The 12,308-nt window shown below is 62.2% G+C and carries 11 protein-coding genes; 4 read left to right on the plus strand and 7 right to left on the minus strand.

Going from position 1 to position 12,308, the window contains the following annotated elements:
- Window positions 1-363 precede the first annotated feature (363 nt).
- Both SPHPHY_RS0115680 and SPHPHY_RS0115685 read left to right on the plus strand, forming a co-directional pair.
- Window positions 364-738, plus strand: a complete 375-nt coding sequence (locus SPHPHY_RS0115680; RefSeq protein ID WP_022687636.1) for a hypothetical protein — start codon at window positions 364-366, stop codon at window positions 736-738.
- Window positions 738-4,664 carry a phage tail length tape measure family protein gene (locus tag SPHPHY_RS0115685; protein ID WP_022687637.1) on the plus strand — a complete coding sequence of 1,309 codons (3,927 nt, stop codon included), beginning with the start codon at window positions 738-740 and terminating at the stop codon, window positions 4,662-4,664. The genes SPHPHY_RS0115680 and SPHPHY_RS0115685 overlap by 1 nt, the downstream gene beginning before the upstream one ends.
- Before the next feature lie 38 nt (window positions 4,665-4,702).
- Here SPHPHY_RS0115685 and SPHPHY_RS20390 read toward each other — a convergent pair whose 3' ends face one another.
- Genes SPHPHY_RS20390 through SPHPHY_RS0115695 form a run of 3 tightly spaced genes read right to left on the minus strand, consistent with a single transcriptional unit; the run spans window position 4,703 to window position 5,478 of the window.
- A complete protein-coding gene (locus tag SPHPHY_RS20390) occupies window positions 4,703-4,951 on the minus strand; it encodes a helix-turn-helix transcriptional regulator (RefSeq protein ID WP_022687638.1) in 249 nt (82 codons plus the stop codon).
- A complete protein-coding gene (locus SPHPHY_RS22820; protein WP_081645329.1) occupies window positions 4,941-5,219 on the minus strand; it encodes an AlpA family phage regulatory protein in 279 nt (92 codons plus the stop codon). The genes SPHPHY_RS20390 and SPHPHY_RS22820 overlap by 11 nt, the downstream gene beginning before the upstream one ends.
- Window positions 5,220-5,277: 58 nt before the next feature.
- Window positions 5,278-5,478 (minus strand): hypothetical protein, encoded by a 201-nt coding sequence (locus SPHPHY_RS0115695; RefSeq protein WP_156025118.1) that lies wholly within the window; start codon window positions 5,476-5,478, stop codon window positions 5,278-5,280.
- Window positions 5,479-5,744: 266 nt separating this feature from the next.
- Here SPHPHY_RS0115695 and SPHPHY_RS0115700 point away from each other — a divergent pair, with 266 nt between their 5' ends.
- Window positions 5,745-6,386, plus strand: coding sequence for a hypothetical protein (locus SPHPHY_RS0115700; RefSeq protein ID WP_022687640.1), 642 nt, complete (start codon window positions 5,745-5,747; stop codon window positions 6,384-6,386).
- Window positions 6,379-6,810 carry an SGNH/GDSL hydrolase family protein gene (locus SPHPHY_RS0115705; RefSeq protein WP_022687641.1) on the plus strand — a complete coding sequence of 144 codons (432 nt, stop codon included), beginning with the start codon at window positions 6,379-6,381 and terminating at the stop codon, window positions 6,808-6,810. The genes SPHPHY_RS0115700 and SPHPHY_RS0115705 overlap by 8 nt, the downstream gene beginning before the upstream one ends.
- A 467-nt stretch (window positions 6,811-7,277) precedes the next feature.
- Here the strand turns inward: SPHPHY_RS0115705 and SPHPHY_RS0115710 are convergent, their stop codons facing one another.
- From SPHPHY_RS0115710 to SPHPHY_RS0115725, 4 genes are all read right to left on the minus strand, one after another.
- Window positions 7,278-8,378, minus strand: coding sequence for an N-6 DNA methylase (locus SPHPHY_RS0115710; RefSeq protein ID WP_022687642.1), 1,101 nt, complete (start codon window positions 8,376-8,378; stop codon window positions 7,278-7,280).
- 118 nt (window positions 8,379-8,496) lie between these two features.
- Window positions 8,497-9,438 carry a hypothetical protein gene (locus SPHPHY_RS20395; RefSeq protein WP_022687643.1) on the minus strand — a complete coding sequence of 314 codons (942 nt, stop codon included), beginning with the start codon at window positions 9,436-9,438 and terminating at the stop codon, window positions 8,497-8,499.
- Window positions 9,425-11,278, minus strand: coding sequence for a hypothetical protein (locus SPHPHY_RS21035; protein WP_022687644.1), 1,854 nt, complete (start codon window positions 11,276-11,278; stop codon window positions 9,425-9,427). The genes SPHPHY_RS20395 and SPHPHY_RS21035 overlap by 14 nt, the downstream gene beginning before the upstream one ends.
- Window positions 11,275-12,189, minus strand: coding sequence for a hypothetical protein (locus SPHPHY_RS0115725; protein ID WP_022687645.1), 915 nt, complete (start codon window positions 12,187-12,189; stop codon window positions 11,275-11,277). The genes SPHPHY_RS21035 and SPHPHY_RS0115725 overlap by 4 nt, the downstream gene beginning before the upstream one ends.
- Between the last annotated feature and the right edge of the window lie 119 nt (window positions 12,190-12,308).

The raw sequence follows: 12,308 nt of genomic DNA on the forward strand, positions 1-12,308 counted from the left end.
GGCTAGGCATGCTGGATTTCCGCCGTTTGTGCCTAGCCGGACAACTCCGGACAATCTCCGGACAGCCCCTTTTTGTCCGGCCTTGCGCAGCTTCGCGAACCCGGACGGACTCGGACACACCCCTATAGGGGTGTCCGGCTGTCCGGATCGCAGTGCGGGACTTACTTACACCGGTGTAAATAGGCGTTTGCCTCGGGTGCATGACCCAACTCGCGATGTTTTCGGGCCTCAGCGAGTCCCGCATTCGGCATTCGGCACCCCCAAGGACCCGTTGCCAACCGCCCAGGGTGACCCGTCACCTTCCTGGTGACGCCCCCTTAGTCCCAGCCCGTCCCAGCCCGTTCTCAAAGGATAAGCCGACCCATGACCACGCTCCCCGAACCCTCCGCCCCGACCCTCTCGCAGATCTCCGGCATCATTGCCGCGCATCGTCAGCACCTCGCCCCCGTCGCGATGACGGCCATGGCGCAGCTCGGCGGGCAGAAGGCGAACCCACACGCGCCGGATGTCGCTCAGGTCCTCCCTGCCCTTCCATCCATGGCAAACGCGCTGATCGAAGCCAGCTACGGTGAGACCGTTCGCGCCGCTGCACTTCCCCTGCCCCTGCGTATCGAAATGCTCGGGCGCGTCGTGCGACTTATCATGGAGGCATACCAACCGTCGGCGCTACTGACGACCGCGACACTCGCCGCACTCGGCGGTGGCTTCTCGGCTGCGACCGCGGGAGGTCGCCACTAATGGCCCGCAACACCGATCGCAGCGTCAGCCTGGTTGTCCGGGCTCGCGACGACGCCACATCGACGTTTGAGCGTATCTCCGATGCTCTGGGGAAGGTGACCGGGGCGCAGGACGGCACTCGCGCCAGCGCTGCCGATCTCGCCGCAGCGCTGTCCACCGTCGACAAGAGCGCGTCGACCATCAACGCCGCGGCCGATCGCGCAGCTTCGGGCATGGAAAAGCTGGGTGGCCGGATCGCCGCGCAGCAGGACAAGCTAGACGAGCTGAAGCGTGAGGCCGCCGATGCAGCCCGAGCTCTGGCATCTCTCAACTCGCCGGACACCATCGTCGCAGCAGGCCGCGATCAGGCGCCCCGCCTTCAGCAAGTCGCCGAGGTGACGAAGCAGCAGGAGCGGTTGCGTCGTGAGATCGCCCGCACCACTGAAGCGCTGGCGGCCGAACAGGGAAAAATCGACGGCAGCCGGGCCGCGATGCAACAGCTCGGCTCGATCGCGAACGCTGCCGCGGAGGCGCAGGCGAAGCTTCGTGCCGAGATCGACCGTGCTACCGCCGCTGAGGAGCGGCAGGTATCGGCGCTGCAGCGAGTGGCAGAAGCCGCAGATCGGGCGCAGCGCGCCCAGGCAGCATTTGCCCCGCGGCCGGCAGCCACGACCCAGGGTGCCGGGTACGAGGCAGTCGCTGCCAACGACATGCGGCTCGATCGAGCCGCGGACGCGCTGCGGGCATCGCTGAACCCGGTTGCGGCTATCCAGACGCAGATCAACGCCAAGCTGCGCGAAGCCAACGAGTTGTTCAGGGCGGAGAAGATCTCGGCTGCCGAGCTGACGCAGCAGACTGCCCGACTGAATGCTGAGATGAAGCGCGCGACAGACGCCGGCAGCGGTAAGCAGTTCAGCGCATTCGGCCTTCAGCCATACCAGCTGACGAACCTCGGCTATCAGCTCAACGATATCGGTACGCAGCTCGCTTCCGGTACGAGCCTGACACAGACGCTTGGCCAACAGGCCGGTCAGATCATCCAGATCTTCCCTAGGGTCACCACCGGGATCATCGCCGCCTTCACGAACCCGGCGTTCCTTGGCGCCGCTGCCGTGGTCAGCGGCATCACCGCGGCTGTCATTCGGCTTCAGGCTGAGACCGAGCGACTGCGCGACTTCTCGGGTGTGCTGACGGCGAACGGCAACGGGCTGGCGTATCAGGCCGGCGACCTGGAGAAGATCACTCAGCGCGTGCGACAGGTTGGCATTGCCGCTGACGATGCTTCCGCCGCTCTGCGCGGGTTCGTGGCGGACGGGATTGCCGCCGACAAGTTGGAGCCGTTCCTGCGCACCTCGCGCGACTTGGCGGAGGTGATGGGCACCAAGCTGCCAGACGCGGCGAAGGTTCTCAGCGATGGGTTCAGCGGCGGCTACGATGCCGTGGTGAAGCTGGATGCGGCGACCCACGCCTACACGTCCGCTGAGCTGGATCGCATCCGAACGCTCTACGAAGCTGGCCGCGCGGATGAAGCACGTAGCGAGGCGTTTCGAGTCTTCAGCCAGCGCATGGATGCAGCCGCCGAGAAGATGCGCGGCCCGTGGGCGAATGCCACGCGGGAGCTGGGTGGCGCATTCCAGACGTTCTTCGACACGCTGTCGCACACGAAGCCGATCGAGGCTGTAAACGCGCTGCTGCTCGACGCAGCAACCGGTGTGACCCGTCTGCTCAACCTGATCGGTGGCGGTGCCATGAAGTCGCGCGTCGATATGCTGCGGGAGATCAGCGCGCTGTCGATCCGTATCCGCGAAGCGGAGCAGATCCAAGCGCGCGACCGGTCGCAGCCTCGCGCGCTTGGCATTCAACGCCTCCGCGATCAGCTGGCAGCCCTGAAGCGCGATTATGCGGCGGCTGTGCCTAAGCCCGACAGTGGCGACACGCTGGCATCCGGCGATACACCGGAGAAGAAGCGCGAGGCGGCGGCGTTGCGCGAGCTTTCGCTGCAGCAGCAGCTGGAGCGCGCTCGTGAGCGCCTAGACGTAGCAGAGGCGTCGCGATTGGCAGGATTGATCGCTGCGCAGGGCGTCGAAGGTGACATCCTGAAGGCGAAAACCGGGCAGCTGGCTGCCGAGAAGGAGCGCGCCACGCTCCAGCAGAAGGCGGATGCGGCAGCGAAGTCGGCGCGTGCCGATCGTGAGCGCGAGATCCAGCAGTTCAACGGTCGCGTTGTCGGCGCGGAAGGTGGAGCTGGCCGCAACCCGTTCTCGACGGCATCCGGGTTCGGGCAGTTTACGGAAGGAACCTGGCTGGAGCAGTTCCGAAAGGTGTTCCGTGATGAAGGTGACAAGCTGTCGCGTGACCAGATCCTGGCGCTGCGCGGCAACGCGTCGGTGGCGAAGGCCGTCATTGATAATTACGCCCGCGAGAATGCTCGTTTCTTAGAGTCGTTCGGTGCGAAGGTGACCGCCGGCAATCTGTACCTGTCGCACTTCCTCGGCGGGGCTGGTGCGAAGAAGGTATTGCAGGCGAACGGCAGTACCCCGGTCGATCGGCTGCTGGATAAGCAGGTACTCGCCGGAAACCGCGGCTATCTCTTCGATAAGGGCGCCGGACGGTACCGCACCGCGGACGAGCTGGAGAAGTTTATCGCCGGCCGTGTTGGCGACACCGGACAGGCGCAGAGCGCTGGGGTCGTCGAGATTGAAAAGCTGCTGGAGCAGTCGCGCCGGCGCCAGGACGAGTTCAACGAAGCTGTTGCCCGCGGCAATGCGGAACGTGAGCGTGGCAACGATGCCGTGATGATCCAGAACGACTTGATCGACACGGCGTTGATCGCGGCTCAGCGGGAAGCGACAATCACCAAAGCCTTGAGTGATCTACAAACTCGTGCGGCAGAGGCGAACAAAAATCTGCCCGCCGGCGAATCAGCGGTCACCGTGACGACTGAACAGATCGCCAGGACTCGCGAATTGGCGGCCGCGGAGTTCGACCTTCAGAACGCCCGTGCACTGGCACAGGCTCAGCAGAACGAGGTTGAGCGGCCAATGCGCGGGTTGGAGGCGGAGCAGCAGGCGCTCCGTGCACGAGTCGACCTGTTGCGGGATCTCGGCGACACCGCCGGCGCGAAGGCCGTCTCTGGGCAGCTGGACGAAGTGAATGCCAAGCTTCGCGAGTCGATCGAAGCCACGATCGCTTTCTATGAGGCGTTAGATCCGGAGACCGACCCGCTGCACCGGACGCGCGAGGAGATCGACGCGACGGTAACGGCGTTGCAGAACAGCCGTGATGAGGCAGCCGACTGGGGCACGATCCTCGGTGAGAGTGCGCGGAATGTGGCCAGCTCCCTGGCTAACGATCTTGAGGGAGCACTCGACGGCTTCGCGCAACGCATCGCGGATGGGGCAAACGCCTTCCGCGCGTTGAAGCTGTCGTTCCTGGATTTCGCCTCCAGCTTCCTGCGCACGATCGCGCAGCTGATCCAGCAGCAGATCGCGTTCAATATCGTTCGCGGTCTGCTTTCGGCGGTGGGCATGGGCGCCAGTTCGGCGGCCTCTGCTGGTGGATCGTGGTTCTCGCAGACGGTGGGCGCCGGCTTCACTGTGGCGCACACCGGCGGCGTGATTGGAAGTTCAGTCCTTCCGAACAGGCAGGGCGATATGTCGTGGTTGCAGACGGCAGCGCGCTATCACACCGGCGGCATCGCGGGGCTAAAGCCGAACGAGGTGCCGGCAATCCTGGAGCGGGGCGAAGAGGTTCTGACGAGGGCGGACGCACGTCACCGCGATAACGGTGGTGGGACTGCCGTGACGGTGCCAGCACCGAAGATCGTCAACCTGTTTGATGCTGAATCCGCTGCTCAGGAGCTGCTTAATACGCGAGCTGGCGAGAAGGCCGTACTCAACATCATCAGCACGAACCCTCGAGCTTTGAGGAGTCTGCTCGGCGGGTAACGATGTAGCCCGGCGACCTGAGTAGGGTCGCCGGGCTCTCATCCTAGCAGCGCATCGTAATCATCCGGCTTGCGGCCGACGCTTAACAGCGCGGCCCATTCGTCCTCTCCTACCTGCTCTGCCTGCCAGCGCTGGACCTCGGTTGAGATCCAAAAGCGCTTGTTGGGGATGTCCTTGTACGGCCGCGACTTAGGGAACTGCCCCTGGCTGACCCGGCGGTAGATTTCGGTCTTGGACAGACCCGTCACCTCAATGACGCGCGGCAGCCTCCACAATTCAGCGCTCATAAGCCAACTCCGGTTCGGCCGCCCAAGCGGCAAGCACCGCATCCAACCATGGGCGCGGAAAGCCCTTGGCGTTTGCCGTCAAACTGATCGGCTTCGGCAGCGAGCCTTCCGCTACGAGGCGATAGAACGTTGATCTTGACACTCCCATGTAAGCCGAGGCGTCACGCTGGCGCAGTATGGGACCTGTCACAGGGAGACCGTGCCAAGGCACCTTACCCCGACACGGGACTCGCACTTTCTCGGACATACTTAAGACCTCTAGAAGCATGCCGGGATTCTGCCACGCCTCCGAAGGCGAAATCAACAGAGTTGTTCGAATCACCAAACTATTGGGTAATCAACAAACATGCCACACGCGTGAAGAAACCGATCTGAATAGGAGTCAACTGCCCTACCTCCTTAACTGCAGAGGTTAGCAGCAAGGGATTGCCGTCTTCACGCATCTGCAAAACCATCATATCAGCACGTGCACGCCCTACTGCGCAGAGATCGCTATAGTCGAGCGCCTCTTTGTCTACCTTGCTCATTATCGCCTCCATTGTATTAACCACGATTGGAGTTACTCGGACTCAATCGGACGAGTCAACCATAGTTTTTACCGCCCTCAGGCGCGGCAATGTTGTCACGATTTGCGTGACTATTCTACTATATGTTGGCGACTGCAAATGATCATCTACACTTTGCACTTCCAATTGGCTCATGCACTGCCGCGGATGCTGCACTGACCCGCCTCTACAGCGGCGTGCCCGGCGCCACCCCTTTGCTAAATCGAACGCTCTTCCAAGTAACCCGGATGACTGGCGGCCGTCCGACTTTCACGGAGGACGGCACGAACCGCATCGTGTTTCCTTCTGCGTCGATCGCTCCGGCAGTGACCGGGGCAAATCTCACCAATACCCTGCAATCCACCCCAAGCTACAATGCGTGGGGTTGGGAGGTGGAGACCGTCACCGACGCGCTTAAGGTGCAGTTCCGGCTGGTCGGCAATACGGTCAGCGGCGTCCGAATGACGGTCGACGGCAAGTACGTGTCGAAGGCTGCACTGAACTATGCCAGCAACAACAGTCAGAACTATGCGACGTTGGTTTTCCCAGACCGCCGGCCACGAGTCATCCGCCTGGAAGGTGCAGGCGGTTCTGGGCAACTCGTCAGCCTTGCCGTAGCACCCACGGCAAATTGCGCACGCAGCGAGGGCCCGCTTGATCGCGTTCTGGCGCTATGTACCGGCGACAGCTATTCGGAAGGCGCCGGCGCCTCGATCCCTGGCATGTTCGCGTGGACCAAAGCGCTGGGTCGGCGGATGGGCTGGTCGGACACCCGGGTGGTCGCGGTTGGCCAGACTGGCTACATTTCGAATGGCGGCGGGAACCCGCAAAACGATCCGTCAGCAGGTCGCCGATTGGCCGGTGGTCAACGTCGACATCAACATGTCTGATGTCGATATTGTATGTGTCGCAGGTGGCTTCAACGACTATGCGCAGGCTAACGTCCTGACGCTTCTGCAGGCGGAGGTCGTCGCCACGATCCAGGCGATCCGCGCGATGTGCCTAAATGCTATGATCGTGGTTTTTGGAAGCCACGTTGGCGCACGCGGTCCCGACACGCAGACACTTAACGTTGAGGCCTTGATTCAAGCGGGCTTTGCGCAGGCGGGTGATCAGCGCGCTTACTATGTTCCCCTCGCAGCTGACGCTTCGCCGTGGACGTTTGGCACTGGCTATGTAGGCGCGACCAACAACAGCGGAAATTCCGATGTAGCAATCGCCGCTGACCGCATCCACCCCAGCGATCTCGGTCATTCGATCTACGGGGTGCGTGCCACCAACGGTGTCAGGTCAATCCTGTCTGGGGTTGGCTGATCGTCGTCCTCGATTGCGGGTGCGGCACCGGCGGCTGAGAAGCTGACCGCTAGTGAGCGGGCCGCGTTCGCTATCTTCACGGCGCTTGAAGCGGCCAGGGGCGTAACTGAGCACGCATGGCTGAAGGGATGTAACAAGTCCCGCACCGTGTCTGCAGCCCACAACCTCGAAAGCCGCAGAAAGAAAACAATCCGCGCTTTCCAAAACTGGCGTAGAAGAGGGTCGTCATCATGGGTGCGTCGAGGGGCAGCGTTGGTAGCGCACTGACGAAGACGATTGCGACTAAGGCGGTCAGACCATTCCCTCAGCAGCAAACATTGGATGTGAGACTTGCACCGGGCCCAGGTGCTTCTCACGTCCGGTCCTTCGTGAGAATCGGGTTAGGAGTGCTTCTGAAGCGTATGGATCAGAGCGCTTCGCAACCGGAAGCGTTTACATTGGCAATAATCATGCATTCCGTGAAAACCTTACACGCGTAGCGCGAGGAGCGCGCTTAGAGGCAGCACCCTAGTAGTGAGCCCCGACAGTCCCGCCTCGATCTGTGTTCGCCCAGACCGTGACCGCAGCCCTCTCCAGACCCGGTCAGTGTGGAGGGGCGAGCAGCGCAGCCGGTACACGCAGTCACTTATCGCGCCGGTTCCTGTCTCCACGCGGGCGATCTTATCCGGAATGCTGCGGCCTACGCGCGCGATGAGGATGTCGCCGGGTCGAGCGGTACGTCGATCGTCGGTTGTGACGTGGTCGGTCCCGAGCTGCACCACGCCATTCCGGGCCGCCGCAAAGCCGTCGAGGTGGAAAGCGCGTTCGCGACGTGCGTCGGGCGTGCTCAAGCTCCCCCTAACAATCTCAACTTCGAGGTCCTGCAGTGGTGCTAGCGCCGGATCATCCAGACCAGGAGCGGCGGCGCGCGTGAACCAAGGATCGGCGGATCGTCTAGCTTCTTCCAGCCGATTTAGCACCACCATGACAGTTCGTGCCTCGGTGCCGGGGAACGTCCGTTCGGGCAGGGTCGCGATGGATCGCAGTGAGGCTTCGGCCGTAATCAGCGCGCGGTTGCGCCCGGCGAGCCGGCTCGTCACGAGAGTTTCGGGGAGGATTGCGGCAACGACGCCACCGGCTCGCACTGCCCGCAGCGCGTGCAATGTGAAGATGGTAGCGCGGCAACGGATCCGCTGCCTCATCTCGAGCGCAGGGCTTGGGCCGCGCGCGCCCACGTCTGCATCCGTGCCGGCACCGCCAATTGCCAGCATGCGACCATAGGGCGGGTTTAGCACCGCCAGGTCGAATGAGCCGGGCACGATGTCGGCAGCGAAGGCGTCGTTGTGAAGCAAATCGCGTCGAAAGTGACGATGCTCATCGGCCCATAAACCGAGGGCAGGCCCGGCTGCGGGGTCAATGTCCACTGTGGTGAGGCGCAGCGTCGCGCCCCAGCGGTCGACTGCGGCGCGGGAGAGGGCGCCGCGCCCGCAGCCGAGGTCGATGGCGCTCGCGGGCGCGCCCTCCACCATACCGACCAGTGCTTGGGCGACCGTTGGAGGCGTGTAAAATTGGCCGAAGCTGCGCGCCATCGTGGTTATGGTCACCTCCTAACAAACAACCGCAACCCTGCCTCGACTATGCAAGAGGTACCATCCGCCGATCGACAGTTCGTCCTGCATCGGTACCGGCTTGGCGATTACCGCTCGCTTAGACGTTCAGGAACTCGCTGACGGCGTAGACCAAGCATTTGGACGCGCCCCGCGTCCGCCCCGCTTTCCTCCGGGCGTGGTCGTAGACGATCTCCGATCGCTCGTTGTTAGCGATCGCAAAAAGGACCGCGCCAAGCGCGTGCGGCTTGGTACCGATCAAACCAAGGCGCAACAGGTCGTCCGGGGCGAGCCGGGCAACTTCCTCGAGCTCCCGGTGCAGGCTGAACGGGCAGTTCGACTTGGCGTACCGAATATTGCGAATGCTTGCCTTATCCTGTTCCAGCCCGTCTGCGTTCAGCACCAGCGCGTCTAGCGTGTAGTGGGGCACGAAACCTGGAGCGCCGATGATCGGGAAAACCTTGTCTTTCGATGGATCAACCTCGTTCAGCATGTGCTTGAATCTGGCACCCTCAAAGCCAAGCAGCGGCACAAAGCAGGCATCTTCGCGGCGCCGGTCGGCTAGCTTCGCGAAAAGCGGAATAGGCCTGATGCCTTCAATGCGCTCGCTGAGGTCGTAGATGACGCCGCTGCCTGATTGCGCGGACGCGCTGTAGGATCCCGGCTCGAGATAGAGGACGTTGAACGGCACGCCGGCCTCGGCACATACGCGCACGAGTGGCGCCCAAAGCGAGTGACCAAGTCCCGTCATGTCGATATGGATTGGCTTGGGGAGAGCGGCGACGAAGGCTTCTATAGCGGTTCGCGATCGCAGCCCAATGTCTGTATGCCCAATCAGGTCAGTCTCGAGCTTGCCAGACGTGCGCTCGGCTAGCTGCACGAAGCGCGTGGCCGTGAACCGCGCAGCAAGCCAGCCTGCTACCGCGCTGCGCGGTTCGTCAGTCACAGAAAACAGGTAACTGCCGCCGTAAGGAAGCTGGACGTCCCCGGCTGAGTCGTGCTCCGTGGTGAAGAGCGCGCCTGGTGCGCTACCGGTCGCCATAGAAACTTTCGAAGAGGCGGAGTTGGTCAGGAAGGGGGGCGTCCGCGTCCGTCTCCAGCCTAGCGATCTCGCGAATAGTGCGCTTTGGGTCTTGCATCAGGCGCAGGATCTGGTTGGGCGACAACTCCATCTTGCGCATGTCGCGGTGGCTGAAACCGAAGAAAGCGGCGAAGATGGGGTGCACAGCGTAGTCGTAAGACTTCAGGTCAAGGTCCGTTCGTTGGCTTGATACGCGCCGCACCAAAGCGAGGTGCATGACCGCAGCGCGCAGCAGGGGTTCGATCTCGTCGGCAGGCTCGTTCGGCGGAAGGGTAAAGCGAGTCACCTCCGGCCTACGGCCCTGAGGACTCTGGGCGAGCATTTCGAACAATCTGCCTAGCGATAGCACTAGGCGGGTTAGCTGCGCGCCATGTACACCGAGCCCTTCGAGATCCTTTATGTTCTTTTGTCCCACAGAAATGGCGGCGCGGGTTTGGACGAGGGGGTCGATCGGCTCGCCGTCAGCGGGCTGGCCATCGAGACGCTGCAGACGCAGGGCTTCGCCGACGAGCTGCAGCAGGTAGCGTATGTTGTTGCCAGCAAGTAGTGTGAACGTTCGCCAACCAGCATAATATTTTCGTACGCCCGGGACGCTTCCCCGAAGCGTGAAGAGGAGGGGCACTCGATAGTTGTGAAGGCGGTTCTGCCAGGTTTCAGGCTGTTCTGCGCGCTCCTGAACGACTCTGGCGATACTTATCCTCTTAGCGCGAGCCCAATACGCTATCAGTGCAACCTCGAGCGAACTGACATCCTCCAGCGGCGTTAGCAGGTCAGGATCACTTCTTGCGATCGCTTCACGCGCCGCTTTGGCGACTTGGTTGACGCCAAGGAGAACCGCCTCGTCTTCCACGCTGAGCGCTGGCAACATGGTTTCGAGGTAGAGGCTCTCCGGGTAGCGTTCAGCTATTCGAAGCCTGCAAACCTCTGCTGCAAAGCTGGCGAACTGGTCTCCATCGAGCCGCTCCTCAATGTTGATCCGCTCGTAATCGGCAGGACTCTGCAGTTGCTCGTCGGGATTGAGGGTGTGCCGGCGTCTCCAGCCCTGCTCGCGCACCCCAATCTTGAAGGTGTAGCCGGGGCCGCAATGCTTGACGAGCGTATTGACGACTGCCTGTTGATCGTCGCGCAGGTTCTCAAATTCGTCGATGATAAAGAAGAGGCGCTTGCCTTTGAACCGCGGCAAATTAAGCACGGCGTTGCACAGATGCTCGAGGGCGACGCCTTGCATGGACATCGGCGGAAGATTGGTCGGGTCTATATTGTTGACCCAGCCCTCAAAGCGCCTGAGGCCCTGTTGGATCGAAGCGGAAAGCTCTTCCGCCGTCGTAGCTGGCTGGCAGAACAGCGACTCCGCAGTGTTGGCGCAAAGCTCCGGCGGAAGCGATACCCCGCTAGGAACGGCTTTGCCGAACCATTCTAAAAAGTCGGCCACACGACCACACAGCACTAGATTCAGATAATGAGCGAATAGCTTCTGCCATTGCCGCTCGGGTAGCTCGTCTCCTTGGAAGGCCCGGACGCTGTTGGTGTCGGCCTTGTAGTAGAAGCCGTAGTATGGCCATTCGCCCGCTCTTGTCGGGTCGTTGCCGTCACGCGCAAGGCGCCCCTCGAAGGAGAGGCACTGGAGGACAGTAGTCTTACCCGTGCCCCTTCCGCCCTCCAGCAGGCAGGGGCGATCCGTCTCCAACTCTGGAAAATAGCTGGGCTGGCTGAAAAGTCGAAAGATGGCGTCCTTAAGCCACTCGGCCCGGTAAATACCGAAAAGCTCGGCGAGGTCTCTTCTTTCGCTTGCATCACTCATGCGCGCCTCACCAGCGGAGTCCAACCTTTGCTATTGGAGAAGAACAGCGGGAGGTTGGCGTCCGGCATCGAATCTTGCATGGCGATGCCGAGGCCCAATCGATGAAACCCGCGCCAGTCACTTTCTCCGCCATCTATACCCGTGTAGCCGAGCACCCTTCCAACCCTCCGGGCAAGCCTAGCGCCCTCCATCGCAGATCCTTGAGGCCACATTGCTGAGCGCAGAGTAGCGAAGTTGTGGTCAAATGGTATCACGTTCCCTGAGGCGAGCGCGACGCTGGGTGCTTGCAGACGGAGGCGCCGCCGTCCGTATGCTGTGGCGAATACGTTGCAGTACGAAGCACCGAACCGCGCCGATACGGAAGCGAACGACGCAGTGCCACTAGGAAGGTGGTGGACCCTGCGCCAGGTTTTCAGGAATTGCTCGCCAGAGCCGACGAAGTCGTCGACGAACATAACCGGGCCTACCAAGCCGTCTACGATCCGTGCGAGTGCGTCGACGGGTTGCATGAGTCGCTTCTCGTCGATGCCAAGCAGCTGACGTGCCTTGCGAGCGAACCCCCAGCCGCTGTCGGACGGGTTCGGCCGCTCACCCATCACCGGAACCACCGCGACTGTGTCGACGAAGCGTTGCCAAGCCTCTCGCCGAGCCTGAGGCGAAGGGGCCGCGGGAACGACGACGTTGGACAAAGTGTGGAAGGCTGACAGGAACAGCTGGTCAACTAGCTCGTGAGAGAAGTAGGTGAAGCGGCTAAGCATATGCACGGCGAGAGGCCGGTCGCTCTTGTCGAAGTTGTCAAGCCACCCCCGGTATTCGACGGCGCGCCGCGGCCAGACATGGAGGTCGACCAGGCGTTCACATGCCTCAAGCACCTGAGTTTCGTCCGCCATCAACTCTGAAGCCATGGTCATGGCATACCGGTCTGGTCGCTCGGCACAAGCCCCACGCGAGTTTGATCCTCGACGTCGACTGGCACGTCGATCGAGCGCCAATCGATCATCACCTGAAGTGGCTCGACCGACGCCGAGGC

This window comes from Sphingomonas phyllosphaerae 5.2 (assembly GCF_000419605.1).
In the GTDB taxonomy this organism is placed as follows: Bacteria; Pseudomonadota; Alphaproteobacteria; order Sphingomonadales; family Sphingomonadaceae; genus Sphingomonas; species Sphingomonas phyllosphaerae_B.